This window comes from Pseudomonas sp., assembly GCF_030698175.1.
Lineage (GTDB): Bacteria > Pseudomonadota > Gammaproteobacteria > Pseudomonadales > Pseudomonadaceae > Aquipseudomonas.
Genome location: NZ_JAUYNT010000025.1, coordinates 13905 through 38791, shown reverse-complemented (window position 1 = coordinate 38791; position 24887 = coordinate 13905). Strand labels below are relative to the sequence as shown.

At 60.8% G+C, this 24887-nt stretch carries 24 protein-coding genes and 1 tRNA gene; 18 read left to right on the top strand and 7 right to left on the bottom strand.

Annotated elements, in window-relative coordinates:
* Positions 1 to 249: 249 nt before the first annotated feature.
* Together Q8R10_RS13020 and Q8R10_RS13015 are read left to right on the top strand one after the other, a co-directional pair.
* Complete coding sequence (locus Q8R10_RS13020) at positions 250 to 1848, top strand: arylsulfatase (protein WP_305654259.1); 1599 nt, start codon at positions 250 to 252, stop codon at positions 1846 to 1848.
* 127 nt (positions 1849 to 1975) lie between these two features.
* The gene (locus Q8R10_RS13015; RefSeq protein WP_371133334.1) at positions 1976 to 3580 is read left to right on the top strand and encodes a GMC family oxidoreductase; all 1605 of its coding nucleotides are present in this window, start codon (positions 1976 to 1978) and stop codon (positions 3578 to 3580) included.
* An 87-nt stretch (positions 3581 to 3667) separates the two neighbouring features.
* On the opposite strand, the gene Q8R10_RS13010 is transcribed toward Q8R10_RS13015, so the two are convergent.
* Positions 3668 to 4564: a LysR substrate-binding domain-containing protein gene (locus tag Q8R10_RS13010; RefSeq protein ID WP_305654258.1), complete on the bottom strand. Its 897-nt coding sequence runs from the start codon at positions 4562 to 4564 to the stop codon at positions 3668 to 3670.
* Between the two features lie 120 nt (positions 4565 to 4684).
* On the opposite strand from Q8R10_RS13010, the gene Q8R10_RS13005 reads away from it, so the two are divergent.
* From Q8R10_RS13005 to Q8R10_RS12985, 5 genes are all read left to right on the top strand, one after another.
* Positions 4685 to 5335: an FMN-dependent NADH-azoreductase gene (locus Q8R10_RS13005; RefSeq protein WP_305654257.1), complete on the top strand. Its 651-nt coding sequence runs from the start codon at positions 4685 to 4687 to the stop codon at positions 5333 to 5335.
* Between the two features lie 100 nt (positions 5336 to 5435).
* Positions 5436 to 6206 carry an SDR family oxidoreductase gene (locus Q8R10_RS13000; RefSeq protein WP_305654256.1) on the top strand — a complete coding sequence of 257 codons (771 nt, stop codon included), beginning with the start codon at positions 5436 to 5438 and terminating at the stop codon, positions 6204 to 6206.
* Positions 6207 to 6287: 81 nt separating this feature from the next.
* Positions 6288 to 6512: a DUF6500 family protein gene (locus tag Q8R10_RS12995; protein ID WP_305654255.1), complete on the top strand. Its 225-nt coding sequence runs from the start codon at positions 6288 to 6290 to the stop codon at positions 6510 to 6512.
* Positions 6513 to 6880: 368 nt separating this feature from the next.
* Positions 6881 to 7123 (top strand): type II toxin-antitoxin system Phd/YefM family antitoxin, encoded by a 243-nt coding sequence (locus tag Q8R10_RS12990; protein ID WP_305654254.1) that lies wholly within the window; start codon positions 6881 to 6883, stop codon positions 7121 to 7123.
* Positions 7120 to 7383 (top strand): Txe/YoeB family addiction module toxin, encoded by a 264-nt coding sequence (locus Q8R10_RS12985; RefSeq protein ID WP_305654253.1) that lies wholly within the window; start codon positions 7120 to 7122, stop codon positions 7381 to 7383. Before Q8R10_RS12990 ends, Q8R10_RS12985 begins: the two co-directional genes overlap by 4 nt.
* A 90-nt stretch (positions 7384 to 7473) precedes the next feature.
* Here Q8R10_RS12985 and Q8R10_RS12980 read toward each other — a convergent pair.
* Positions 7474 to 7563: transfer RNA gene (locus Q8R10_RS12980), tRNA-Ser, on the bottom strand.
* A gap of 249 nt (positions 7564 to 7812) precedes the next feature.
* Between Q8R10_RS12980 and Q8R10_RS12975 the strand changes: the two genes are divergently transcribed.
* Together Q8R10_RS12975 and Q8R10_RS12970 are read left to right on the top strand one after the other, a co-directional pair.
* Positions 7813 to 8505, top strand: coding sequence for a crotonase/enoyl-CoA hydratase family protein (locus Q8R10_RS12975; RefSeq protein ID WP_305654252.1), 693 nt, complete (start codon positions 7813 to 7815; stop codon positions 8503 to 8505).
* A 258-nt stretch (positions 8506 to 8763) separates the two neighbouring features.
* Positions 8764 to 9489 carry a 1-acylglycerol-3-phosphate O-acyltransferase gene (locus Q8R10_RS12970; protein WP_305654251.1) on the top strand — a complete coding sequence of 242 codons (726 nt, stop codon included), beginning with the start codon at positions 8764 to 8766 and terminating at the stop codon, positions 9487 to 9489.
* A 223-nt stretch (positions 9490 to 9712) separates the two neighbouring features.
* Here Q8R10_RS12970 and Q8R10_RS12965 read toward each other — a convergent pair whose 3' ends face one another.
* Positions 9713 to 10957, bottom strand: a complete 1245-nt coding sequence (locus Q8R10_RS12965; protein WP_305654250.1) for an NADH:flavin oxidoreductase/NADH oxidase family protein — start codon at positions 10955 to 10957, stop codon at positions 9713 to 9715.
* Positions 10958 to 11128: 171 nt separating this feature from the next.
* On the opposite strand from Q8R10_RS12965, the gene Q8R10_RS12960 reads away from it, so the two are divergent.
* Positions 11129 to 11431 carry a helix-turn-helix transcriptional regulator gene (locus Q8R10_RS12960; protein WP_305654249.1) on the top strand — a complete coding sequence of 101 codons (303 nt, stop codon included), beginning with the start codon at positions 11129 to 11131 and terminating at the stop codon, positions 11429 to 11431.
* Between the two features lie 52 nt (positions 11432 to 11483).
* On the opposite strand, the gene Q8R10_RS12955 is transcribed toward Q8R10_RS12960, so the two are convergent.
* Together Q8R10_RS12955 and Q8R10_RS12950 are read right to left on the bottom strand one after the other, a co-directional pair.
* Complete coding sequence (locus Q8R10_RS12955; protein ID WP_305654248.1) at positions 11484 to 12404, bottom strand: response regulator; 921 nt, start codon at positions 12402 to 12404, stop codon at positions 11484 to 11486.
* Between the two features lie 2 nt (positions 12405 to 12406).
* Complete coding sequence (locus tag Q8R10_RS12950; RefSeq protein ID WP_305654247.1) at positions 12407 to 13711, bottom strand: ATP-binding protein; 1305 nt, start codon at positions 13709 to 13711, stop codon at positions 12407 to 12409.
* Positions 13712 to 13826: 115 nt separating this feature from the next.
* On the opposite strand from Q8R10_RS12950, the gene Q8R10_RS12945 reads away from it, so the two are divergent.
* The 3 genes from Q8R10_RS12945 to Q8R10_RS12935 all read left to right on the top strand — a co-directional run bounded on the left by Q8R10_RS12945 (position 13827) and on the right by Q8R10_RS12935 (position 16317).
* The gene (locus Q8R10_RS12945; protein ID WP_305654246.1) at positions 13827 to 14681 is read left to right on the top strand and encodes an ABC transporter substrate-binding protein; all 855 of its coding nucleotides are present in this window, start codon (positions 13827 to 13829) and stop codon (positions 14679 to 14681) included.
* Positions 14682 to 14765: 84 nt separating this feature from the next.
* A complete protein-coding gene (locus Q8R10_RS12940; RefSeq protein ID WP_305654245.1) occupies positions 14766 to 14933 on the top strand; it encodes a DUF2897 family protein in 168 nt (55 codons plus the stop codon).
* Positions 14908 to 16317 (top strand): hypothetical protein, encoded by a 1410-nt coding sequence (locus tag Q8R10_RS12935; RefSeq protein ID WP_305654244.1) that lies wholly within the window; start codon positions 14908 to 14910, stop codon positions 16315 to 16317. Before Q8R10_RS12940 ends, Q8R10_RS12935 begins: the two co-directional genes overlap by 26 nt.
* Positions 16318 to 16381: 64 nt before the next feature.
* On the opposite strand, the gene Q8R10_RS12930 is transcribed toward Q8R10_RS12935, so the two are convergent.
* Complete coding sequence (locus Q8R10_RS12930; RefSeq protein WP_305654243.1) at positions 16382 to 17167, bottom strand: ABC transporter substrate-binding protein; 786 nt, start codon at positions 17165 to 17167, stop codon at positions 16382 to 16384.
* 148 nt (positions 17168 to 17315) lie between these two features.
* Complete coding sequence (locus Q8R10_RS12925; protein ID WP_305654242.1) at positions 17316 to 17942, bottom strand: TetR/AcrR family transcriptional regulator; 627 nt, start codon at positions 17940 to 17942, stop codon at positions 17316 to 17318.
* Between the two features lie 225 nt (positions 17943 to 18167).
* On the opposite strand from Q8R10_RS12925, the gene Q8R10_RS12920 reads away from it, so the two are divergent.
* The 5 genes from Q8R10_RS12920 to Q8R10_RS12900 all read left to right on the top strand — a co-directional run bounded on the left by Q8R10_RS12920 (position 18168) and on the right by Q8R10_RS12900 (position 24845).
* Positions 18168 to 19955 carry an acyclic terpene utilization AtuA family protein gene (locus tag Q8R10_RS12920; RefSeq protein ID WP_305654241.1) on the top strand — a complete coding sequence of 596 codons (1788 nt, stop codon included), beginning with the start codon at positions 18168 to 18170 and terminating at the stop codon, positions 19953 to 19955.
* 130 nt (positions 19956 to 20085) lie between these two features.
* Positions 20086 to 20955: an SDR family oxidoreductase gene (locus Q8R10_RS12915; RefSeq protein WP_305654240.1), complete on the top strand. Its 870-nt coding sequence runs from the start codon at positions 20086 to 20088 to the stop codon at positions 20953 to 20955.
* Positions 20956 to 20959: 4 nt separating this feature from the next.
* Positions 20960 to 22576 carry a geranyl-CoA carboxylase subunit beta gene (atuC, locus tag Q8R10_RS12910; RefSeq protein ID WP_305654239.1) on the top strand — a complete coding sequence of 539 codons (1617 nt, stop codon included), beginning with the start codon at positions 20960 to 20962 and terminating at the stop codon, positions 22574 to 22576.
* A 17-nt stretch (positions 22577 to 22593) separates the two neighbouring features.
* Positions 22594 to 23751 carry a citronellyl-CoA dehydrogenase gene (gene atuD, locus Q8R10_RS12905; RefSeq protein ID WP_305654238.1) on the top strand — a complete coding sequence of 386 codons (1158 nt, stop codon included), beginning with the start codon at positions 22594 to 22596 and terminating at the stop codon, positions 23749 to 23751.
* A gap of 299 nt (positions 23752 to 24050) precedes the next feature.
* Positions 24051 to 24845 (top strand): enoyl-CoA hydratase/isomerase family protein, encoded by a 795-nt coding sequence (locus Q8R10_RS12900; RefSeq protein ID WP_305654237.1) that lies wholly within the window; start codon positions 24051 to 24053, stop codon positions 24843 to 24845.
* Positions 24846 to 24887 lie beyond the last annotated feature (42 nt).

Below are 24887 nucleotides of genomic sequence, written 5' to 3'. Positions count from 1 at the left end.
CTCTGGCCCGGCATAACAACCATCACCCGACCACGCGGCACGGCCTTAATGCGCAAACCGCATTAAGTAACGCGCAACAATGCATTTGAACCTTCAGCACAGTTTTGTCAGCCTGCTCAGTGTGCCTCGCCTATACCTAGTGCAGCAGCTGAACAGCTGGGCCGTGGTTGTCCGCGACTGGCAACTACGGCCCAAATCAAAACAATGAGTCGCCAACCGCGACCCCTTTGCTGGATGGAGAACTTCCCGATGCGTCTAACCCGACATTGGTTACCCCTGACCCTGGCGGCCGCCGCCTGCCTGGGCATGGCCCAAAGCGTCAGCGCCGCCGCCAAGCCGAATATCTTGGTGATCTTCGGCGATGACATTGGCGTGCATAACATCAGCGCCTACAACCATGGCATTCAAGGCTTTCGCACCCCCAATATCGACCGTATCGCCAAAGAGGGCGCGCTGTTCACCGACGCCTATGGCGAGCAGTCCTGCACCGCTGGGCGCTCAGCCTTTATCCTCGGCGAACATCCGTTCCGCACCGGCCTGTTGACCATCGGCATGCCCGGCTCTGGCGGCGGTATCCCGGAATGGGCGCCGACCATGGCCGACGCCCTGAAAGACCAGGGCTATGCCACCGGCCAATTCGGCAAGAACCACCTGGGCGACCAAGACAAAGACTTGCCCACCAACCACGGCTTCGATGAATTCTTCGGCAACCTCTACCATCTGAATGCCGAGGAAGAGCCCGAGACCTACTACTACCCCAAAGATGCCGAGTTCCGTAAGCAATACGGCCCGCGCGGGGTGATCCATTCCTACGCCGACGGCAAGATCGAAGACACCGGCCCGCTGAACCGTGCGCGCATGCCCACCGTCGACGAAGAAATTGTCGCCAGCACCAAGAACTTCATCGAAAAATCGGTGAAGGCCGACAAGCCCTTCTTCGTCTGGTTTAACAGCACCCGCATGCACGTCTGGACCCATCTGAAGAAAGAGACCGTCGGGCGCACCGGCAAAGGTCTGTACCCCGATGGCATGGCCGAACACGACGAGATGGTCGGCCAGCTGCTCACTCAGCTGGATGAGCTGAAGATCGCCGACAACACCATCGTCATCTACACCACCGACAACGGCGCGCAAAAGTTCACCTGGCCGGATGGCGGCACCAGCCCCTTCAAAGGCGAGAAAGGCACCTCCTTCGAGGGCGGCCATCGCGTGCCCCTGCTGGTCAAATGGCCGGGCGTGATCAAGCCTGGCACCGACTACAACGACATGATTGCCCACAACGACTGGATGCCAACTTTGCTGGCCGCCGCCGGCAACAGCACAGTTAAAGAAGACCTGGCCAAGGGCACCACCCTCAACGGCAAAGAGTTCCGCGTACACCTGGACGGCTACAACTACCTGCCCTACTTCAAGGGTGAGGTGACGGACGTGCCACGCGATGAGTACTTCTACTTCGGCCAGGCCGGCGAGTTGAATGCGGTACGCTGGAAAGACTTCAAAATCAGCTTCGCCTCGGTGGAGGGCAACATCGCCTTCGGCACCCGCAAGGTAACCAACTGGCCGATCATCACCAACCTCAAGGAAGACCCCTACGAGACCGCCCCCTACGAGTCGCAGATGTACGTGAAATGGGCAGCTGACGTGATGTGGATCGGCGTCCCGATCCGCAAGGAAGTCGAGAAATTTCTCGCCACTTTCCCCGAATACCCATTCCAGGAAGGCCAGAACATGAACCCCGCAGGCTTCAACTACCAAACCTACAAAGCCCTGCAGATGGTCAAGCAACTGGAAGGGGTGAAACCCATCTTTGAGAAACTCAAGTCCCTGAAAAAGATGACTGAGTGGTAAGCCGCTAAGGCCAGAGCATATTCAGCAGAGGTTAATGAGGGGCGTGTTTATCGCCTCTTTTTTTGCCTACGCAGCCATCGCGCTCAATGCGCAGCACTGAACGCCGCAATGGCAACACGAGAGAGCCATGATGAATTTTGATTATCTGATTGTCGGTGGCGGTTCCGCCGGGGCCACCCTAGCCGCACGTCTGAGTGAAGACCCAGCCAACACTATTGGCCTGATTGAAACCGGCGGTTATGGTGATGACCTGCTGATTCGCATGCCGGTCGGTTTGAGCGCGATAGTGCCGGGCCGCCTCAAGAGCAACAACTACCGCTATGAAACCATCCCGCAGGCCGGCTTGCATGGTCGCAGTGGCTATCAGCCCCGTGGCCGCTGCCTGGGCGGCTCCAGCGCCATCAATGCCATGTGCTACATCCGTGGCCACCGCAACGACTATGACGACTGGGCCAGCCTTGGCTGCCCCGGCTGGTCATTCGACGAGGTGCTGCCCTATTTCAAGCGCAGCGAAGGCAATCAACGTGGCGCCAGTGAGTTGCATGGCGGCACTGGCCCCCTGCAGGTCGGCGAGCAACAAAGTCCACGGCCGATCAGCCATGCCTTCGTCAAGGCGGCACTGGAGGTCGGCCTTCCAGCCAATCCCGACTTCAACGGCGCCGAGCAGGAAGGCGTGGGCTTCTACCAGGTAAGCCAGTTCTTCCACGGCCCGAAGAATGGCGAACGCTGCTCCGCCGCCGCCGCTTACCTGCACCCGGTCATGCACCGTCCCAACCTGACCGTGTTGACCCACACCCAGGCACTACGGGTCATGCTTGAGGATAAACGCGCCGTCGGCGTGGAAGTGCAACGCGCGGGCCAGCGGCAAGTCATCCACGCCAATAAAGAAGTGATCCTCTGCGGTGGTGCCTTCAACTCGCCGCAACTGTTGATGCTCTCGGGCATTGGCGATCCGGCAGAACTGACCCGCCACGGTATCCAGGTGCGTCATGAGCTGCCAGGGGTCGGCAAGAACCTGCAGGACCACATCGACTTCATCCTCAATTACACCTCCAAGGACTCTGATCTGCTGGGGTTTTCCCCCTCGGCGGCCATGCACATACCAGGCGCCATCCAGGAGTGGAGCAAGACGGGCAAGGGGCTGCTGGCCTCACCCATCGCGGAAAGCGGCGGTTTCGTCAAATCCGACCCGCAATTGGCGCGTCCCGACCTGCAGCTCAACTTCGTCATTGCCTTGCTCGACGACCACGGGCGCAAGCTGCGCTACGGTAATGGCTTCTCCGCCCATGTCTGCGTGCTGCGACCCAAGAGCGTGGGCGAGCTCGGGCTGGTCGACAGCAACCCGCTGTCGGCTCCGCGCATCGATCCGCAATTTCTCTCCCATCCCGATGATGTCGCCGTCCTGCTCAAGGGGGCCAGGCTGCTGCAGAAAATCATCCAGGCACCGGCAATGAGCCACATCCTCGACAAGCCGCTGCTGGAGATCGACCAGCTCAGCGACGAGGAGCTAATCGAGCACATCCGTGAGCATGCCGACTGCATCTACCACCCCATAGGCACCTGCAAAATGGGTACCGACCCGCTCGCAGTGGTCGACCCACAGCTGCGCGTGCATGGCATCACTGGCCTGCGGGTAGTGGACGCCTCGATCATGCCGACCCTGATCGGCGGCAACACCAACGCGCCGACCATCATGATCGCCGAACGGGCCGCCGCCTTTATCCGCGCCTGACCGCCGCCCAAACATGGACCGCCAGACGTGCGCTTGGCGCGAGCGGGCAACCGTTCGCACCGGGGAGTTATCGCCATCGACCGGGCCTCAGCCGCTAACCACCACTGCCCCGCACTCGGCCAACAACCAATCCCGTACCGCGGCGATCGCCGGCGTCTGCTGACGCTCGGCGGCTTGCAGCAGATGGTAGGCACGGCCTTCAAGCGTCGGGCCGAAAGGCGTCACCAAACTGCCCTGCGCCAATCCATCCGCCGCCAGGCAGAGGCTGAGTAAGGCCACTCCCTGGCCAGCCAGTACGGCCTGGATAGCATGACTCTCATCGCTGAAGTGCAGGCTGCCGGCCATGGGCGGTGCCTCGCGCTTGGCCAGGTCGAACCAGCGCGCCCAGGTGGGTTGTTCGGCACTCGCCCGCGTCCAGTCGTAATGAATCAGCCGGGTCGCGGCCAGGTCCGCGGCCGTGCACAGGCCCAAGCTAGGATGCGCCACCGGAGCGAAGCGGTCGGCGAGCAATACCTCGGCCAACAGCCCGGGAAAAGGCCCAGCTGCATAGCGGATCGCCAGGTCGGCCTCGCCAGCCGCCAGGCTGACCGGCTCATCGGTCGCCTGCAGGCGCAGATCGATCTCGGGGTACAGGCGCTGGAAGTTGGCTAACCGCGGCAATAGCCAGTGCCCACAGAAGGCCCGCGTCGCGCTGAGGGTGACGGCGGCGCGGCCGCGCTGCTGGTTCAAGCCATCCAGCACACGAGCGAAGGCATCGAAACCATCGCGCAGCACCGGGTAGAGCAATTGCGCCTCGACCGTCATCAACACCTGCCGTGTGCGCCGCTCGAACAGCTGCAGGCCCAGGGCTTCCTCCAGCTGGCGGACCTGGTGGCTGATCGCCGTGGGCGTGACGCACAGCTCCTGCGCCGCACGCTTGAAGCTCAGGTGGCGGGCGGCGGCCTCGAAGGCACGTAAGGCTGGCAGGGGTGGCAGCTGGCGCATGGGTCATCCGGGAGTTTTATAGCTGAATTAAGCTCATCTATTCGCTGAGAATTGCACCTTTGTCAAGGCGCTGCGCCGAGGCGATCCTGTGCTTCCACAGTCAGCAACAGGATATCCGCCATGGCCACCCTACTGCATATCGATGCAAGCGCCCGCCTCACCCGTTCCCATACCCGCACGCTGTCCAAACGCTTCGTCGAGGCTTGGCTGGCCCAGCGCCCAGGAGATCGGGTGATAGTTCGCGATGTCGGCGCACAAGCGCCCACCCCCGTGAGCCACGACTGGATCGCGGCCGCCTTTACCCAGCCCGAGCGGCGCAGCGCCGCGATGCACGAGGTGCTGCGCGAAAGCGATGCGCTGGTAGATGAGCTGGAAAGCGCCGACATCATCGTGGCCGGGGTGCCCATGTACAACTTCGGTATGCCCGCGCCGATGAAGGCCTATATCGACAATATCGTGCGGGTCGGGCGCACCTTCGGTTTCGACCGTAGCCGTTCTGGCGACCCGTACTGGCCGCTGCTGCAAGGCAAACGCCTGGTCACCCTGAGCGCGCGCGGCGATTACGGATACGAGCCCGGCCAGCGCATCGCCCAGATGAATCATGTTGAGCCACACCTGCGCACGGCTTTCGGTTATATCGGCATCACCGAGGTGCAGTCGCTGGCGGTGGAATACGACGAGTTCGCCGACGAGCGCGTTCGTCAGTCCTTGCAGCAAGCCGGAAATGCCGCGGAACGTTTGGCGATCGAGATCGCCAACGCGTTTGAATAGCCGCCTATTCCGCCGCTCAATAAGCCAGCGCCGGGCTTTAGTCGCGGCGCCAAGCTCGCTAGGGTAATGGCTTGGCCCATCCACTCCCTGGGAGTTGCACATGCACCCTTATTTCAGCCTACAAGGCCGTACCGCGCTGGTTACCGGCGGCACCCGTGGCATCGGCAAGATGATTGCCCGTGGTTTTCTCGAAGCCGGCGCGCGGGTGTTTATCTGCGCCCGTAACGCCCAAAGCTGCGCCGAGGTGGCCGCCGAACTGGCAGCGCTGGGCGACTGTCAGTGGATAGCCGCCGACCTCTCCACCGAAGAAGGCGCCAGGGCGCTGGCCATTGAGCTGGCGGGCAAAATCGACCAACTGGATATTCTGGTCAACAACGCCGGCACCACCTGGGGCGCGCCACTGGAGAGCTACCCGGTAAAAGGCTGGGAAAAAGTCATGCAGCTCAACGTCACCTCGGTATTCAGCTGCATCCAGCAACTGCTGCCGCTGCTACGCAAAGCCGGCTCGTCGCAAAGCCCGGCGCGGGTGATCAATATCGGCTCGGTGGCCGGCATCAGCGCCATGAGCGAACAGGCCTACGCCTACGGCCCGAGCAAAGCAGCCCTGCACCAGTTGTCGCGGATGCTGGCCAAAGAGCTGGTGAGCCAACAGATCAACGTCAACGTCATAGCCCCAGGGCGCTTCCCGAGCAAAATGACCCAATTTATCGCCCAGGATGCCGCCGCCCTCGCCGAAGACACCGCCCACATCCCCATGCAACGTTGGGGCCGCGAAGACGAAATGAGCGCCCTCGCCGTCAGCCTGGCCAGCACCGCCGGCGCCTACATCACCGGCGCCATCATCCCGATTGACGGTGGCTTTCACCTCTAACGCCGCTACTTCGGGTCGCGCCCAGCCCTCGCACCCACAGTGCGAGTAAGCTGAGCCCTCCTGACTGACAGCGAAGCCAGCATGCAAGAAGCCCTAAGGCAAAAAATCATCCGGGTCTGCAACGACAAAATCCACAGCAAGGGGCCAAATGTCGGCCTGTCCTTCTACGCGTTTTTCGCCAACAAAAATGACAACCCGCAACTGCTGATGGAAGCCGCCCAGTGGTGGATACAAACCCACCAACTGGATCACTTCGAGAAGGCCGTGAAGATTAAAGCCATGGTTGAGGGGATGGAGCGGGGTTAGCCAAGTGAAAAGGAAAAAGGACAAATTTATTTAGCCCGGAATGACGAAAGCAAAAATAAATCCGTCCCCTTTTCTCGTCGTCCCCTTTTCTCGTCATCACAGTGCTATGAGCAGCGAAACCCATCGGCTACCGGCAATGCGACCTCCTTCCCTGGCCCACAATCGGCCGACTTCTGCAATTTGCAACCACATTCATCAAGCTGCCTGCAGGCCAATCAACACATGTACTGCGGCACACTTATCGCCAGATCACCTGCAGATGTGCGCCTGAATCCGCTTAGCAACGATACGCCTTAACAATTCGTACGTTTTGGCGTACGATTTTACACCTATGCACCCGCGCCTGTTTTTTAGGAGGCTTATCCACCATGCAAACCCTTACCGCCAGCGAAGCCCGCACCAACCTGTACCGGCTCATGGATCAATCAGCCGAGTCGCATCAGCCAATTTTGATTTCTGGCAAGCGCACTAACTCCGTCCTCATTTCGGCTGAGGATTGGCAAGCGATTCAGGAAACTCTGTACCTGTTGTCCGTACCCGGTATGCGCGAATCAATCAAAGCTGGCATGGCTGAGCCGGTTGACGAGTGCGCCAAGGAGCTGGACTGGTGACTTGGGAACTTGCCTACACCAAGCAAGCCCAGAAAGACGCGCAAAAGCTGGCCGCTGCTGGCTTAAAGGAAAAAGCCAAAGCCTTGCTTGAGGTGGTGCGGGCCAACCCGCTGCAAAACCCGCCACCTTATGAAAAGCTGATCGGTGATCTGGCAGAGGCTTACTCGCGGCGCATCAATATTCAGCATCGGCTGGTCTATCAGGTGCTGCAGGAAGAGCAGGTAGTGAAAATCCTACGTCTGTGGTCTCACTACGACTGATGCCTGATTTTTCTGCACTGCTTAGATATCGACCGTAGCCAGAATGCAAAAAGCCCCTGGAAGCGTAACTTCCAGGGGCTTTTCTGAAGATGGCGGTGAAGGAGAGATTCGAACTCTCGATACGATTTCTCGTATACACACTTTCCAGGCGTGCTCCTTAAGCCGCTCGGACACTTCACCGTACTCGACAAAGCTGGTCTGTCGAGGCGCGCTAATGTAGTCGAAGGAGATCTTTAAGGCAAAAGGTTTTTTCAGGCGATTCATATTGTTATGGCGCCAAGCCGGCGGTGCGCGGGCCTGCCGGCGAGGCGTAAAGCGCTCGGCGCTGGGGTTTGAGCAGCGGGTTAGAGCGGCCAATCCGCCGCTAGGCTTTACCTGGCCGGCACAGGTCGGTAAGGTCTGCGCCACACCACGCTAAGGAGCCCTGTAATGAGCGAACTGATTACTTACCAACTCGAAGATGGCATCGCCACCCTGACCCTGAGCAACGGCAAGGTCAACGCCATTTCCCCGGACGTTATCGCGGCCTTTAACGCCGCGCTGGACCAAGCCGTGCAGGATCGGGCGATTGTGATTATCACCGGCCAGCCGGGGATTTTGTCCGGCGGTTATGACTTGAAGGTGATGACCTCCGGCCCCGAGAACGCCATTAACCTGGTGGCTGCCGGCTCTACCCTGGCGCGCCGGATGTTGGCCCACCCGTTCCCGATCATAGTCGCGTGCAGCGGCCATGCGGTGGCTAAGGGCGCGTTTATTCTGCTCTCGGCGGACTATCGGATTGGCGTTGAAGGCCCGTTCAGCATCGGTCTGAATGAAGTGCTGATCGGCATGACCATGCACAACGTCGGCATCGAGCTGGCCCGTGATCGCCTGAGCAACTCGGCTTTCCAGCGCTCGGTTATCAATGGTGAGATGTTTAACCCGGCAGGCGCGCTTAACGCCGGCTTCCTCGACCAAGTGGTGGCACCGGAAGCACTGCTGGCCAGCGCCCAAGCCGTGGCTCAGCAGATGAAGAAGGTCAACATGACCGCGCACCGGAACACCAAGCTGAAAGTGCGCAAGACCTTGCTGGAAACGCTGGATGCGGCCATCGAGTCGGACAAGCTGCACGCACTGAGCTGATTAACCGCGGTGCACACCCAGAACCCGGCCTAAGCAGCCGGGTTTTTTATGGGTTATGTATCCGTTATGGGTTGAAGGCCGAATGCGCAATGGCGGACTGTTCGCTCCTCCTGAGTCCACCCTACCTCCGCTCGTACCTCTATCGCGTAGGCCGCGCATTACCCCGCGCTCCTTCAGATGGCCGGCGTGGCGGTTTAATTGCCCTGCGCAGTGCACATCCGTACACTGCGCAGCCCTTAATCCGCGACGGACCTTTCGATGCTTTTTCTTCTGCGCATGCTGCTGCTGACTCTGCACTTTGTTGTGGCAGGCGTACTCGGCATCTTGCTGGGCCTGTGTCGCCCGTTTAACCCCGATAACAGCCGCTTGTGTGCGCTGATGTATTCGCGCCCGGCGATGTGGATTCTGGGTTTAAAGGTCGAAACCGACACCCAGAGCTTGCGCGAGCATGTGCGCGGCGCGGTGATCATCGCCAACCATCAGTCCAACTATGACCTGTTCGTGGTCGGCGGCGTGGTACCTGAGCGCACCGTTTGCCTGGGCAAGAAAAGCCTTAAATGGGTGCCGTTCTTCGGCCAACTGTTTTGGCTGGCCGGCAATGTACTGATCGACCGTGGCAACGCGACGCAAGCCAAACAAGCCATGCTCACCACCACCGACACCCTGCAGCACAAGGACACCTCGATTTGGGTGTTTGCCGAGGGCACCCGCAACCTTGGCAAGGGTCTGCTGCCGTTCAAGAAAGGTGCTTTTCAGATGGCGATTGCCGCCGGCGTGCCCATCGTGCAGGTGTGCTGCAGCACCTACGTTAAGCATATGCGGCTCAATCGCTGGCACGGCGGCACCATCATGATTCGCTCGCTGCCAGCGATTCCCACCAGCGGCCTGAGCCTGGATGATCTGCCGACCTTGATGAGCCAATGCTGGCAACAGATGAAGGACTGTATCGACGGCCTCGACGCACAGGTCGAGCGCGCCTGCTGAAAACGCGGTGAACAAAAAGCCCGGCTCAAGTAGCCGGGCTTTTTGTTTGGCGATGTCGCAGTTAGGTGTGCAGCGTCGTAGCCCTTTGTAGGATGGGTTGAGCTTGCGATACCCATCGAGTGTCGATAGCAATCAACGTGATGGGTATCGCTACGCTCCACCACATCCTACGGGCGGTTTGCCAACGGTTAATAGCGATCAACGCATAACGGGCACCTCGCCCTTAAGCGCGCAAACGACGGGTCCTCCAGGTGCCCAGGCCGTTGTGTACGAGGTTGGCGCAGAACGACCAGAGCCCCGACTCATTGGGTTTCGGTGCTTGGCCTATGGCCAGGCGCCGTAGCTGGCGCGAGTACCACACCACTTCCATCAGGGCCATGCGGTCGATGGCTTTGATGCCGGTGCGAATCGGTCGCACCGCATGCTCGGGTTCCTGGCCGGCCAACAGGCGCAGCGGCAAGTCCGGTTCTATGGCCATGCCACGGGCGATGCCGACCAGGTCCAGGGCACCGCTTTCGAGTGCTGCATTCATGCCGCCGACGCTGCGAAAACCACCGGTGACCATCAGCGGTACCTTGACCGCCGCGCGGACCTTCTCGGCAAACTCCAAAAAGTACGCCTCGCGGGCCAGGCTGCTGGCTTTATGCTTACCGCTGTCGCTCATGGCCGGCGCCTCGTAGGTACCACCAGACAGTTCGACCAGATCGATGCCGGCGGCTTGCAGCGCCACTATCACCTCCAGGGATTCCTCTTCGGTAAAGCCGCCGCGCTGGAAATCCGCCGAGTTGAGTTTGATCCCAATCGGGAAATCGGCGCCTACCTCGGCGCGAATCGCCTTGAACAGCTCCAGAACAAAACGCCGACGGTTCTCGGCGTTGCCGCCCCACTGATCGTCGCGCTGGTTGGTCAAGGGTGAGAGAAACTGGCTGACCAGATAACCATGGGCGCCGTGAATCTGCACGCCGCTAAAACCGGCACTTTTAACCACCGCGGCGGAGCGGGCGAAGCGCTGAATCAGCTCGACTATTTCGGCCTCGGTCAACGCCCGTGGAGCGGCAAAAAACGGCTGCAGCGCCTGATTAAAAGGCACCGCCGACGGGGCGACGTTCTCGGCATTCAAGCCCTTGGGCGACTGCCGGCCGGGGTGATTCAGCTGCACCCAGATCTGCGCACCCGTGGCCTGCCCGGCCTCGGCCCAACGGCGCAGCAAGGGCAAGTCGGCCTCATCCTCGATCACCACGTTGTTCGGTTCACCGAGGGCACGGCGGTCGATCATGGCGTTACCGGTAATCAGCAAACCGCTGCCACCCGCCGCCCAGCGCCCGTACAGCCGCACCAGCGCCTCGGTCGGATGATTGTCGGTGGTACCCAGCGCCTCACTCATGGCGGACTTGGCCAAACGGTTCTTCAGCTGGCTGCCATTGGGCAGGCTCAAGGGCTGCTGCAGCAGGGCTTGCGGGCTGTTCATAGAATGTCTCCAGGGTGGGCCAGGCAGCGGCTGTGTAAGCTACTGCGCGCGGTTAAGCGAGCGGCACAGGGCCGGTAAGTGCGGTCACCATAAAAAACGATTCGATAGTTGTCAAACTGTAGAATTGTCGAAATATGTCACAATCCACCCGATCAATCTGTGGATAGCCCCATGAGCAACCCAAGCGCAATCGAACGCGAGCAACTGGCCAAGGCCTTTAAAGCCTTGGCCGCGCCCAACCGTTTGGCGATGTACCTCGACCTGTTGGCGCAAGAAGAAACCAGCGTCGCCCATTGCCGCCTCGGCGACCTGATTGATCGCCTGGAGATCGGCGCGCCGACGGTGTCCCATCACCTTAAGGAGCTGGTCAACGCCGGTCTGATTGAGGTGCAGCGCGACGGTAAATTTATCCGCTGCCGCTTGAATGTGGCCATGCGCAGCCGCCTGGCGGCGTTCTTCAGCGCATCTGAATAGGCCTGAGATTCAGGCCGCATAACCGAGCGCAGTAGTTTTCACCCAGACTGGATTAGGCGCTTAAGCGCTCGCGCAAGCGCCCGAGCATGCCCAGCAGGCTGCCAACTTTCTCCCGTTCACGCTCATCGCGCGGCGCCGTCGGCAAGCGCACCACCCGCTCAGTCGGCTGACTGCGCAACAGCAAGGCTTGCGCTGCCGCCGCCTGCAGGCCTTTGTCGAACAGACCTTTGCGGATCGGCTTGGGCAGATAACGGAAGATCTGCGCCTCGTTGATCAGCTTGAGCAGCGCCTGGGTATCTTGAAACGGCGTAACCACCAAACTGAGCAAACGCGGGTGCAGCCGCGCCAGGGTCTTGAGCAAGGGGACGGTGTTCTCGCCGGCCAGTTTCAGGTCGCTGACCAGCAGATCAATCGACTCTTGATTAAGAAACTGCAACGCCTCAGCCAGATTGGCCGCACGCAGCAGGCGATGGCCACCGGCCACGCAAAACTCGGCAACCACCGCCAGGGTTTGCGGATCGTCATCGAGCAATAACAGCTTCAGCGCCGTCTCGGCCGGCACCGGCGACTCAAGCACTGCGGCCGTGGCCGGTACTTGACGCAACGCCAACTCGCCGGCTTGGCGCAAGGTAAAGGCCATCTCCTGGGCGTCCCAGGGCTTGGTCAGATAGCGGAAAATGCCGCCATCGTTGAGCGCCGCCACCGCCGCATCCAGGTCCGAATAGCCGGTGAGCAAAATTCGCAACGTTTGCGGGGCGATTTGTTGCGCCGCCGCCAGCAACTCGGCGCCGCTCATGCCGGGCATCCGCTGATCGCTGACCAATACATGCACGGTTTCGCTCTTCAGCCGCTCGAGGGCGCGGTGCGGATCGCTTTCGGTGAGCACCTCGTACTCACGGCGAAACTGCAGGGCGAGGCTGCGCAAAATGCGCTCTTCGTCATCGACGAAGAGGATGCGAATTCGCTCACTCATGTTCAAGCGCTCCTTTTCAGCTGGTCAGCTTGGCGCCGTGGCAAGCGCAGCACGAAGCGCGTGCCGCGCCCCAGCACCGAGGCCACGCGAATAGTGCCGCCGTGGTCCTGAATGATTTTAAAACTGATCGACAAGCCCAAACCGGTGCCCTCGCCCACCGGCTTGGTGGTGAAGAACGGATCAAAAATCCGCTTCTGCACCGCCGCCGACATGCCACGGCCACTGTCCTCAATGGAGATCAGCACGTAGTCGGCTTCGGCCCAGGTTTTCACCTGAATCCGGCCGAAACCGTCGATGGCTTGCGCGGCGTTATTCAATAGATTGAGCAGCACCTGATTGATCTGCGACGCCGCGCAGGCGATGGCCGGCAACTCACCGAGCTGTTGCAACACCTCGGCCTTATCCTTGATGTTGTTGCGGGCGATCAGCAAGGCGCTGCGGATGCAGTCGTTAAGGTCAACCTCCTCGCTCATGGCGCGGTCCAGCCGGGCAAAATCCTTCAGGCCAACCACTAATTCTGCGATCTGTCCGAGGCCATAACCGGTGTCGGCAAACAACTGTTGCAGGTCTTCGGCCAGCAGTTCCGGGGCGGCTTGCGCGCGGCTAGTGGCCGCCGAGTCCAGCGCTGCGGCCAAGCGCGGCTCGTCGCAGCTGGGGTCGGCCAAACAATCGGCCAACTCGGCCTGCGCCGTGGCCAACTGCAACAGCGGCAGGCTCAGCTCACGCAGCAACTGCACGTTGTTGGTGACATAGCCCAGCGGGGTGTTCAGCTCATGGGCGACGCCGGCGACCATCTGCCCAAGGGAGGCCATTTTCTCCGACTGCACCAGCTGCACTTGCGACTCTTTAAGGTCGACCAAGGCTTGGCGCAGCACGCGATTGCGTTGGCCGACGCGGCTCTCCATGGCTTTGAGCACATCCAACACAGTGCCCAGGCCGCAATACCGGCCTTGGGCATCGATCAGCATAAAATCGTCACGAATCGGCGATTGCAACTGCGCGGTAATTTGCCGGGCCGCTTCTTCTAGGCTGGTATCCAGGCGCACCAGCAAGGGCTGCGGGTTCATCACCTCGCTAACCGGCTTATTACCCCAGAGATCACGACCAAAGCGCTGCATAAAAATATTCTGCAGCGCATAACGGCTGACCAAGCCCGATGGCCGGCCTTGCTCATCAACCAGCGGTAACGACAAAAAGCTGCTGTGCGCCGCCAGCAAAAAGCACTCGGCCACCTCACTGATGCTGGTGTTGACGGACAAAGGTTGCACAGCACGAAGCAACTGGGCGAGCGCAGGAGCGGTGTTCATAGGCAATCCGGGCGACTAAGACTGGAACCGCATTGAACCAGCGCCAAGTTTCGGTCAGATGACATTGGCGATTTTTCCCAGCCACGGCCCTACAGAGCCTAACCCAGCAGCCTGCATGCTCAGCCACGCTGAATCCACGAGTGCTAAAAGCCTCAGCTATATTGGTTTCAGCGTATTCGCCAATGCGCCGCACACGGAGAGCCTGGCCATGGGCTATTGCATTCGTTTTTGTTGGGCACTACTACTGCTCAGTGGCAGCGTTCAGGTCAGGGCAGACGAGACACTGATCTACGTCACCGAGGACTACCCACCCTACAACTTCAGCGATAACAATATTTTGCGCGGCATTGCCGTGGATCTTTTAGTGCTCGCCAGCCAGCAGACCGCGCAGCCGGTACTGCGCAGTCACATCCGCCTGATGCCTTGGGCGCGCAGCTACCGCAGCACACTGAAAAAACCCAACCACGTATTGTTCTCCACCACCCGCACCGCCGAACGCGAAAAGCTCTTTAAATGGGCCGGGCCTATTGCCAGCAGCCGGGTCGTGTTACTGGCCAAAAAATCCCGCGCCCTCCGCATTGATGCGGTCACCGATTTGCAGCGCTATCGAATCGGCAGCATTCGCGACGACGTTGGCGAACAATTGGTTCGCAGCCTGGGCGCGCAAGACAGCCAATTGAACCTCGCGGCCAACTCCGACGCCTTGGTGCAACAGTTACAGGCCGGGCGTATCGATCTTTGGGCTACCAATGAAACGGTTGCGCACTGGTTCCTGCGCAACGCAGATTTAGACCCCGACGACTTCGAAAGTATCTATCTACTGCAAGCGGGTGAGCTGTGGTACGCCTTCAATCCGCAGGTCAGCGATGAGAAGGTCCAAGAACTGCAAAAAGCCATAGATCGAATCCGCCAGACGCCGGGAATCTCCGGCAAGACGCGCTACGACGACATCCTGATCGACTACCTCTAGCCCCCGCAGCGCGACATTTGCGGCTGGGCCGCGGGCTTGAGGCGGCGTATGGTGGAGTTACACACAACCCTCAGGAGAACGACCATGCCTTGGTATGCCTGGCTGATAATGCTACTGGCCATCGGCTCTATCGTCGGCGGTTTGTTATTGCTGCGCGATAGCGCCCAGCCTTTACCTTTAACCGACGAACAACTGCGCCGTATCCATGCACGCAATGCCGAAGCGGATGCCAAAGACGCGCACGACCGCTAGCCTCGCCGCCGCTTTATGGCTAACCGGCTGTGCCCAGCAACTACCCAGCACCGGCACTGACTGCGCCGCGTTGTTTGCCGCGCGCGAGGTTGCTAGCGCAACCAGCCACGACGCGCAGTACCAGCCCTTAAACGGTTTTGTTGGCCTGCGCAGCGACCGCGTGCTGGCCGCCCTTGGCCCCACGGCGCACAGCCGTGCACAGCGCAGCCTGTGGTTACAACGTTTGGCCGAACGCGATATCGAGGCCAGCAATATTGAGCTGGGTAATTTAGCGCCGGCGGTGACGCGACACTGGCGCAGTGCGGCGCGCCAAGAGCAACTGCAAAGTTGCCGTGACAGCCAACGCCAGCAATTGCTCGAGCAGCCGGACGACTTTCAGCGGGCGGTAGCGGCCGCGCAGCAGCCTGATGCTTACCGTGGCTGGGCACGAGTGCTGGGGCTTTATCCATTGCTCAAACCGCTCTACCGGCAACTGATTGTTCGCGCGCAGCTGGCCAGCGAGCAGGCCCCGGCGCCGCGGGACAGCGCCCGCTGGCTTGGCTATCAGCCGCTGCCGGGCGCGCCAACACTTGCGTCGCGGCAGAGCATTGATGCCTTGGGCCTGCCGCAGGCCGATCCGCAGCAACTGGCGGCGCTGTTTGCCCGCCATGCGCCCTGGCTGAAAGTCGAGCAAGCCAGCCGCGCTGATCGTCTCGGTAGCCCGGTGTTTACGGCCAACGGGCAGCGCGATTTCGACCGGCAAGCAACCCAAGTGTTTGAGCAGATCGGCTGGAGCAGGCTCAACGGCCGCTGGCATTTACAGCTGATCTACCAGTTCTGGTTCAGCCACAGGCCCAAGCCGCGGCCCTGGGATCTGTATGGCGGTGAACTGGATGGTTTGCTCTGGCGCGTGACTCTCGATGAGCAGGGGGGCGCGCTGCTGTACGACAGCATTCATCCTTGCGGCTGTTGGCAGAACTTCTTTCTGCCCGCCGACTCGCCCTGGCAGGCCCGTGAGCCAATGCCGCAACCGAGCGAGCTGGAACCGCGCAGCGTGCGCCGCATCGACAGCACTGGCGACCAGGCGCCAACCCTGTGGCTGAGTGCCGGCGAACATAGCCTGCTGAGTGTCGACGACCGGCGCTCGCCCTACCCGGCTATGAGCTATCAACAGCGCCCCCTGAACGCACTGCGGCAACTGGCCCACCCACAAGGACGGCGCAGCCTCTACGACGACGAGGGTTTGGTAAGCGGGACTGAACGTTTGGAGCGTTGGCTGCTATGGCCATCGGGGGTGGTATCGCCGGGGGCCATGCGCCAATGGGGGCAACACGCCACAGCCTTTGTTGGTCGTGCCCAGTTCGATGACCCGGACTTGTTAGAACGCTACTTTGTCGCGCCCTAAATAAGGCTCTGTACCCGTGATGTGTTGAACGTCGATTTTGGGTGGGCTTCAGCCCACCCTACATTTAGTGCTGGGCGATAGAGCCCAGTGGGCGCAATTGGTACTGCACGTACAGTTTGCTCAACAGGCCTTGGCTACGCAGTTGTTGCAGCAAGGCCCCGAGGGTGGCGCTGCTGATCGGCGCCTGTGGGCGCAACAGGGCCTCATGGTGGTAGATCTGGTCGGCTTTGCTGGAGGTCAACAGCTGCGCCCGCTGCTCCGGGAACGTCCGTTCAAAGCTATGCAGGTAGGAGCGCGTCACCACGGTGATATCGGCGCGGCCGCGCTGCACCATCAGCAGATTGCTCTCATGGGAGTAGTTGAGCATCGCGTTGAACTCACGGGCCAAATACTCAGGGTCGGCATTAAAATTCGCAAACCCATAGTGATAGCCGGTATAGAGCGCCAAACGCTTGCCTTTGATCTGCTCGAAATACGCTTGGGTGCGCCCCGGCTCTGCCTTGGCCACGTAGATATCGGCATCCTCAACCTGCAGATCGAGGTTAGTCAGGGCGATGCCCTGCCAACCCCAAGCGGCTGATTCGAACAAGATGATGTCAAACCGGGCATTTTGAAAGTCACGATAACGGCGGGTGACCGAGGTGGGCACCAACTCGAAGTGATAGTCGTTTTGTTGCTGGTTTAAGACGGCCAATAAATCGGGCAGCAGGCCTTGCGGCTGCTCGCTTTCCGCCTTGAGCACATAAGGTGGATAGTTGTAGGCACCGACCTTAATCAATTGCGCCGCCCATACCGATTGCGCGGCACAGCAACTGAGTGCAAACAGCACCAGGCAATGAACAACACGCACCACAGCCACCCCTAGAAAGTCCCTTATGGGCTGGAGTGTATGCGAAGAATCTCGCAACACATACTGGCACTTTGCCTTCAAATCAAAAAAACCGCTAAAGCAGTCAGCTTTTAACCCCACAGAACCCAGCAGCGTGGTTTCCACAGCCTTATTCAGGCCCTTTGACCACCAGCAACAGCGCCTGCTCGGCCAATTGATCCAGGCTCAACGAGCCATCGGGACGAAACCAGGTTGTGGTCCAGGACAGCGCCCCGGCCAGTAAGCGCCGTAAAATAAAGGTCTCGGCCTGAAAATATCCAGCTGCCTTGGCCTCCTCGAGCACGTCCAGCCAGATCTGCTCGTAGTTATCGCGCAGCGCCAAAATATAAGACTTGCCCTCGGGCGAGAGCGCCCGCCATTCGTAGACCAGTACCGCCATGGCCTCGCCAGTGCCGCCCATGATTGACTGCAACTCGCAGCGAATCAGCGCCAGCACCCGCTCGCGCTGGTTGCCGGCATCCGTCAAGGCGGCGCGCATCAAGGCGGTGTTGTAGATAATGGTTTCCTCCATCACCGAGCGGAGGATTTCATCCTTGCTTTTAAAGTGATGAAAAATGCTCCCCGACTGGATGCCCACCGCGCTGGCCAGATCGCGCACCGTAGTGCGATCAAAGCCTTTGCTGCGAAACAAATGCGCCGCGGTTTGCAACAATTTGCCCCGCGCACTCTGCGCATCGGTGACCTCTCCGCTGGCCACCAGGGCCAACATTACCTCTTGGGCTTTTTGTTCATTCACGCCTGCCACTCCCAAAATCATTCATAGCCCTTGCCCGATCTACACATCGGCGATGTGCCTGGTTAAACCCAAGACGGCGGCAAGTGCTTGTCATTATTGATTAAATTTAGGCTCAGCGGGCAAACCAAGCAAGCGCTTGGGGAAAACTAGTATTTTGATCTTTTCAACCAAGCGCTTGCTTGGTAAGCTCCAATTCATCCCCTCACTGCGTTGCGGACCATTCCAATGACCCAAACAGTACGTATCGGCTGCGCCTCCGCCTTCTGGGGCGACACCTCCACCGCCGCCGCCCAGCTGGTACAGGGCGCCGAGCTGGATTATCTGGTGTTCGACTACCTGGCCGAAGTGACCATGTCGATCATGGCAGGCAGCCGTATGAAGCAGCCGGATGCCGGCTACGCCAGCGACTTTATTGAAGTGCTGAGCCCGCTGTTGGGCGAGATCGCGGCCAAAAAGATTCGCGTAATCAGCAACGCCGGCGGAGTTAACCCGACGGCTTGCGCCAAAGCCCTGGCGGCGGCCTGTGACAAAGCCGGGGTGAACCTGAAGATCGCCGTGCTGCATGGCGATAATTTGCAGCCCAAGCTGGGCGAGCTGGCCAAAGCCGGCACAGTGGAGATGTTTACCGGCGCCGCCTTGCCACCCATGTGCGTGTCGATAAACGCCTATCTCGGTGCGCCGGGCATAGTCGAGGCACTCAAGCTCGGCGCAGATATCGTCATCACCGGTCGAGTGGTTGACAGCGCGGTAGTTAGCGCCGCCTTGGTGCACGAATTTAACTGGGCCTGGAACGACTACGACAAGCTGGCCCAGGCCGCTTTGGCCGGCCATATCATCGAATGCGGCGCCCAGTGCAGCGGTGGCAACTTCACCGACTGGGAGTCGGTGCCGGATTACGAGCACATCGGCTTCCCGCTGATCGAAGTGAGCGCCGATGGCGGCTTTATCGTCAGCAAACCGATCAGCTCCGGCGGTCTGATCAGCCCCTTCACGGTCGGCGAGCAGATGCTCTACGAGATCGGCGACCCACGGGCCTACTTCTTGCCCGATGTGGTCTGCGACTTTACCCAGGTCGAACTGAGCCAGGTCGGCGACAATCGCGTGGCCCTCAAAGGCGCCCGTGGCCTGCCGCCGAGCGCCGACTACAAGGTCAGCGCCACCTATATGGACGGTTTTCGCTGCACCGCCAGCTGCCTGATGGCCGGCATAGACGCGGTGAAAAAGGCCCAACGGGTCAGCCAGGCCATCATCAACAAGACTCAGGAACTGTTTATCGCCCGTGGCTGGGGGCCGTACACCGAGGTCAATATCGAACTGCTCGGCAGCGAGGCCACCTATGGTTCACATGGCCGTCGGGCCGATAGCCGCGAAGTCATAATCAAGCTCGGCGTGCGCCACCCGAAAAAAGAAGCGCTGGTCCTCTTTTCCCGCGAGATCGCCCAGGCCGCCACCGGCATGGCCCCAGGCTTGACCGGCATAGTCGGCGGCCGGCCAACGGTGTACCCGGTGATTCGGCTGTTCTCCTTTCTGGCGGACAAAGGCAAGTGCAGCCTGGAAGTTGAATTGAATGGCGAACGCCATCCGCTCAGCCTACCAAGCCTCGCGTGTTTTACCGTCAGCCAAGTCACCGACGCCGTAGCCGCGCCGCAGCCCCAAGGTCAGGCCGACGCCTGCGTACCGCTGATCAAGCTGGCGGTGGCGCGCTCCGGCGACAAAGGCAACCACAGCAATATCGGCGTGATGGCCAGAAAGCCCGAATATCTGGCGTGGATAGCCGCTGCGCTGAGCGAAGCCGCCGTGGCCGAATGGATGCAGCATGTACTGGACGGCCAGACCAGCAAAGTCAGCCGCTGGTACCTGCCCGCCAGCCACAGTTTGAATTTTTTACTGGAGAACGCCTTGGGCGGCGGCGGCGTCGCCAGCCTGCGCATCGACCCGCAGGGCAAGGCCTTCGCCCAACAGCTGTTGGAGTTCCCGGTGCCGGTGCCCAAGGCCATCGCCGAGCAATTGTGAAACCTAGGGTGGGTTAGCCGCAGGCGTAACCCACCGAAAAGCCTCAGCCGAGCCGGTAATGAGGCGCCGTATCCATGGTGGGTTACGCCGCTTCGCGGCTAACCCACCCTACAAAAGGCGCGTATTCGACATGACCTACGACTCTATCTTCAAAGCCGGCCTGTTCGACGGCCAAACAATTCTGATCACCGGCGGCGGCAGCGGCATCGGCCGTTGCACCGCCCATGAGCTGGCCGCCCTCGGCGCCCATGTGGTGCTGGTGGGGCGCAAGCTGGAAAAACTGGAAAGCACCGCCGGTGAAATCCGTGAAGACGGCGGCAGCGTCAGCTTTCAGGTCTGCGACATTCGCGACGAAGAGTCGGTCAAAGCCATGGTCGCCGCCGTGATTGCCGAGCGCGGGCCTATTCAACATCTGGTCAATAACGCCGGCGGCCAATACCCCGCCCCGCTCGCCTCGATCAACCAAAAAGGCTTCGAGACGGTGGTGCGCACCAACCTGGTCGGCGGCTTTCTGGTGGCCCGCGAAGTGTTCAACCAGAGCATGAGCAAACACGGCGGCAGCATCGTCAATATGCTCGCCGACATGTGGGGCGGCATGCCCGGCATGGGCCACTCCGGTGCCGCGCGTGCCGGCATGGAGAACTTCACCAAGACCGCGGCCTTCGAATGGGGCTACGCCGGCGTGCGGGTGAATGCCGTGGCGCCGGGCTGGATCGCCTCCAGCGGCATGGACACCTACGAGGGCGCGTTCAAGGCGGTGATCCCGACCCTGCGTGAACATGTGCCGCTGAAACGCATCGGCACCGAATCGGAAGTCTCGGCGGCGATTATTTTCCTGCTCTCGCCGGGGGCCAGCTTTATCAGCGGCAACACAGTGCGTATCGACGGCGCCGCCACCCAGGGCAGCCGCGCCTGGCCGCTGCACAAGGCGAAAAACAGCCACTCCTACAACGGCTTTCACCGGGCTTACTTGCCCGACGTATTGAAGGATCAGGAGTGAGCTGATGCCCATCATTCAATCTGAAATCGACGCCCACAGCCTAGGCTTTGCCCAGAACCGCGAGGCCATGCTGGCCACTATCGAAGGCTTTCGCGCGGTCGAGCAGCAGGTGCTGAACAAAGCATTTGAAGCCAAGGCCAAGTTCGAGAAACGCGGCCAGTTGCTACCCCGCGAACGCCTGAACCTGCTATTGGACGCCGGCGCGCCCTTTCTGGAACTGGCCTCACTGGCCGGCTACAAGTTGCACGACGACAAGGACGGCAGCATGGCCGGCGGCGGCCTGGTGGCCGGCATCGGCTATATCCAGGGCGTGCGCTGCATGGTGATCGCCAATAACAGCGCGATCAAAGGCGGCACCATCTCGCCCTCTGGCCTGAAGAAATGCCTGCGCCTGCAGCAGATCGCCACTGAAAACAAATTACCCATGGTGACCCTGGCCGAGAGCGGCGGCGCCAACCTCAACTACGCCGCCGAGATCTTCGTCGAAGGCGCCCGCGGCTTTGCCAATCAGGCGCGCATGTCGGCCATGGGCCTGCCGCAAATCACAGTAGTGCATGGCTCCTCTACTGCCGGCGGGGCTTACCAGCCGGGCTTGTCGGATTACGTGGTGGTGGTGCGCGGCAAGGCCAAGCTGTTTCTCGCCGGCCCGCCGCTGCTGAAAGCCGCCACCGGGGAGGTGGCCACCGATGAAGAATTGGGCGGCGCCGAGATGCACGCACAAACCGCCGGCACCGCCGAATACCTGGCCGAAAACGACGCCGATGGGGTGCGCATCGCCCGCGAGATAGTCGGCATGTTGCCCTGGAATGCGCAGCTGCCGCTGCGCGCCAAACGCAGCTATCAAGAGCCGTTGTATGCGATTGAAGAGTTGCTCGGCATAGTCCCCAATGACGCCAAGAAGCCCTATGACGTGCGCGAAATTGTCGCCCGCATCGGCGACGGTTCGAGCTTTCTGGATTTTAAAAACGAGTTCGACAGTCAGACCGTCTGCGGTCACCTGGCCATCGAAGGCCAGCCCTGCGGCTTTATCGGCAACAACGGGCCCATCACCCCACGGGGCGCGGTCAAGGCGGCGCAATTTATCCAGCTGTGCGAGCAGAGCAACACGCCGATTCTGTTCTTCCACAACACCACCGGTTTCATGGTCGGCACCGAGTCCGAGCAGAACGGCGTGATCAAACACGGCTCCAAGCTGATTCAAGCGGTGGCCAATTGCAGCGTGCCCAAGCTGACCATAGTGGTCGGCGGCTCTTACGGCGCCGGCAACTACGCCATGTGCGGTCGCGGCCTGGACCCGCGCTTTATCTTCGCCTGGCCCAATAGCAAAACTGCAGTCATGGGCGGCGCCCAGGCCGGCAAGGTGCTGCGCATCGTCACCGAGGACAAGCACCTGAAGATGGGCCAAGAAGCCGACCCGAAAATGCTCGACATGCTGGAAACCGTCACCGCGCAGAAACTCGACAGCCAGGCCACCGCGCTGTACGGCACCGCCAGCCTGTGGGACGACGGCCTGATCGACCCCCGCGACACCCGCAAACTCTTGGGCTTTTTGCTCGACATTTGCGCCGAGGCCGCAGTGCGGCCGCTTAAAACCAACAGCTTCGGCGTAGCCCGCCTGTAACCCTTCGGAGAATAAAAATGATCTTTACCCAAGAACACGAAGAACTACGCCGCACGGTTAAGACCTTTGTCGAGCGCGAGATCAATCCCCACGTCGACGAGTGGGAAAAAGCCGGCACCTTCCCGATCCACGAGATTTTCAAGAAGGCCGGCGACCTGGGCCTGCTGGGCATCTCCAAGCCGGAGAAATTCGGCGGCATGGGTCTGGATTACAGCTACTCGATAGTCGCCGCCGAGGAATTTGGCACCATCCGCTGCGGCGGTATCCCCATGGCGATTGGCGTGCAGACCGACATGTGCACCCCGGCCCTGGCACGCTTCGGCTCCGATGAACTGCGCGAAGAGTTCCTCCGCCCGGCCATTGCCGGCGACATGGTCGGCTGCATCGGCGTGTCGGAAGTGGGCGCCGGCTCCGATGTGGCCGGCCTGAAAACCACCGCCCGCAAAGACGGCGACGACTATGTGATCGACGGCAGCAAGATGTGGATCACCAACTCGCCCTCCGCCGACTTTATGTGCCTGCTGGCCAACACCAGCGACGACAAGGCCCACGTCAACAAATCCTTGATCGTGGTGCCGATGAACACCCCCGGCATCAGCCTCAGCGCCAACCTGGACAAGCTCGGCATGCGCAGTTCGGAGACCGCCCAGGTGTTCTTCGACAACGTCCGTGTGCCCCAGCGCAACCGCATCGGCCACGAAGGCGCGGGCTTTATGATGCAGATGCTGCAGTTCCAGGAAGAGCGGCTGTTCGGCGCGGCCAATATGATTAAGGGCCTGGAATACTGCATCGACAGCACCATCGACTACTGCAAGGAGCGCAAGACCTTCGGCAATGCGCTGATCGACAACCAGGTCATTCACTTCCGCTTGGCCGAGCTGTCGACCGAGATCGAATGCCTGCGCGCCCTGGTCTATCAGGCCACCGAGCTGTACGTGCGCGGCCAGGACGTGACCAAGCTGGCCTCCATGGCCAAGCTCAAGGCCGGCCGTTTGGGCCGCGAAGTGTCCGACTCCTGCCTGCAATACTGGGGCGGCATGGGCTTTATGTGGGACAACCCGGTGTCGCGCGCCTACCGCGACGTGCGCCTGGTCTCGATTGGCGGCGGCGCCGACGAAATCATGCTGGGCATCATCTGCAAACTGATGGGCACCCTACCGGGTAAGAAAAAATAGCCGGGAGCTATTTTTAACGTCGCGTAGCGACGGCCCGCAGGGTGGCCGCCAAGGATGGCAGGCCATCAAGAAGGGCTAAGAAACCCACGACCGTAACCGTAGGATGGGTTGAGCGCAGCGATACCCATCAACCCAACCACGATGGGTATCGACGCTGCGTGCCTCAACCCATCCTACGTTCCTGGCGACCGTAAGACGGCTGTAGGGTGGGCTTCAGCCCACCATTAATTTCCTCCATGGCGGTGGGCTAAAGCCCACCCTACGGCCCAGGCGCTGCTAATTTTTTGAGGTTGTCGAGGATGTCTCTACCGAACTGCGAAACCCTGTTGCTGGAGTTGGTCGAAGGCGTGGTCTACATCACCCTCAACCGCCCGGACAGCCGCAATGCCATGAGCCTGGCGATGGTCGAAGAACTGCGCGCGGTACTCGCTGCGGTGCGTCACAACCCTGAGGTGCGTGCACTGGTTCTGCGCGGCGCGGGCGGGCACTTCTGCGCCGGTGGCGACATCAAGGACATGGCCGGTGCGCGCGCCAAAGGTGGCGACGCCTACCGCACGCTGAACCGCGCCTTCGGCAGCCTGCTGGAAGAAGCCCAGTACGCGCCGCAAGTGCTGGTCGCGGTATTGGAAGGCGCGGTGCTCGGCGGTGGTTTCGGCCTGGCCTGCGTCTCCGATATCGCCATCACCCATCAAGGCGCCAAGTTCGGCCTGCCGGAAACCAGCCTGGGGATTTTGCCGGCGCAGATCGCCCCCTTCGTGGTTAAGCGCATCGGTCTGACCCAGACCCGCCGTCTGGCCCTGACTGCGGCGCGCTTCGACGGCGCGGAAGCGCTGCGCCTGGGGCTGGTGCACTTCTGCGAGAACGACGACCAGGCCGTGGTCGACCGCCTCGCCCAATGCCTGCAGCAAATTCGCCAGTGCGCGCCCGCAGCCAACGCCGCGACCAAGGCACTGCTGCTGGCCACCGAAACGGAAAACCTCAGCAGCCTGCTCGACCACGCCGCCGGCCAGTTCGCCGAAGCCGTGCTGGGCAGCGAGGGCAGCGAAGGCACCATGGCCTTTGTGCAAAAGCGCAAACCGAGTTGGGCGCTGTAATCACCACAACCTGTAGGAGCGGCTTTAGCCGCGAAGCTTTTA

Excerpts from the sequence above, each read along its gene's own strand:
- Q8R10_RS13020 (WP_305654259.1), top strand. The coding sequence starts at position 250 with ATGCGTCTAACCCGACATTGGTTACCCCTGACCCTGGCGGCCGCCGCC.
- Q8R10_RS13015 (WP_371133334.1), top strand. The coding sequence starts at position 1,976 with ATGATGAATTTTGATTATCTGATTGTCGGTGGCGGTTCCGCCGGGGCC.
- Q8R10_RS13010 (WP_305654258.1), bottom strand. The coding sequence starts at position 4,564 with ATGCGCCAGCTGCCACCCCTGCCAGCCTTACGTGCCTTCGAGGCCGCC.
- Q8R10_RS13005 (WP_305654257.1), top strand. The coding sequence starts at position 4,685 with ATGGCCACCCTACTGCATATCGATGCAAGCGCCCGCCTCACCCGTTCC.
- Q8R10_RS13000 (WP_305654256.1), top strand. The coding sequence starts at position 5,436 with ATGCACCCTTATTTCAGCCTACAAGGCCGTACCGCGCTGGTTACCGGC.
- Q8R10_RS12995 (WP_305654255.1), top strand. The coding sequence starts at position 6,288 with ATGCAAGAAGCCCTAAGGCAAAAAATCATCCGGGTCTGCAACGACAAA.
- Q8R10_RS12990 (WP_305654254.1), top strand. The coding sequence starts at position 6,881 with ATGCAAACCCTTACCGCCAGCGAAGCCCGCACCAACCTGTACCGGCTC.
- Q8R10_RS12975 (WP_305654252.1), top strand. The coding sequence starts at position 7,813 with ATGAGCGAACTGATTACTTACCAACTCGAAGATGGCATCGCCACCCTG.
- Q8R10_RS12970 (WP_305654251.1), top strand. The coding sequence starts at position 8,764 with ATGCTTTTTCTTCTGCGCATGCTGCTGCTGACTCTGCACTTTGTTGTG.
- Q8R10_RS12965 (WP_305654250.1), bottom strand. The coding sequence starts at position 10,957 with ATGAACAGCCCGCAAGCCCTGCTGCAGCAGCCCTTGAGCCTGCCCAAT.
- Q8R10_RS12960 (WP_305654249.1), top strand. The coding sequence starts at position 11,129 with ATGAGCAACCCAAGCGCAATCGAACGCGAGCAACTGGCCAAGGCCTTT.
- Q8R10_RS12955 (WP_305654248.1), bottom strand. The coding sequence starts at position 12,404 with ATGAGTGAGCGAATTCGCATCCTCTTCGTCGATGACGAAGAGCGCATT.
- Q8R10_RS12950 (WP_305654247.1), bottom strand. The coding sequence starts at position 13,711 with ATGAACACCGCTCCTGCGCTCGCCCAGTTGCTTCGTGCTGTGCAACCT.
- Q8R10_RS12945 (WP_305654246.1), top strand. The coding sequence starts at position 13,827 with ATGCTCAGCCACGCTGAATCCACGAGTGCTAAAAGCCTCAGCTATATT.
- Q8R10_RS12940 (WP_305654245.1), top strand. The coding sequence starts at position 14,766 with ATGCCTTGGTATGCCTGGCTGATAATGCTACTGGCCATCGGCTCTATC.
- Q8R10_RS12935 (WP_305654244.1), top strand. The coding sequence starts at position 14,908 with ATGCCAAAGACGCGCACGACCGCTAGCCTCGCCGCCGCTTTATGGCTA.
- Q8R10_RS12920 (WP_305654241.1), top strand. The coding sequence starts at position 18,168 with ATGACCCAAACAGTACGTATCGGCTGCGCCTCCGCCTTCTGGGGCGAC.
- Q8R10_RS12915 (WP_305654240.1), top strand. The coding sequence starts at position 20,086 with ATGACCTACGACTCTATCTTCAAAGCCGGCCTGTTCGACGGCCAAACA.
- atuC (WP_305654239.1), top strand. The coding sequence starts at position 20,960 with ATGCCCATCATTCAATCTGAAATCGACGCCCACAGCCTAGGCTTTGCC.
- atuD (WP_305654238.1), top strand. The coding sequence starts at position 22,594 with ATGATCTTTACCCAAGAACACGAAGAACTACGCCGCACGGTTAAGACC.
- Q8R10_RS12900 (WP_305654237.1), top strand. The coding sequence starts at position 24,051 with ATGTCTCTACCGAACTGCGAAACCCTGTTGCTGGAGTTGGTCGAAGGC.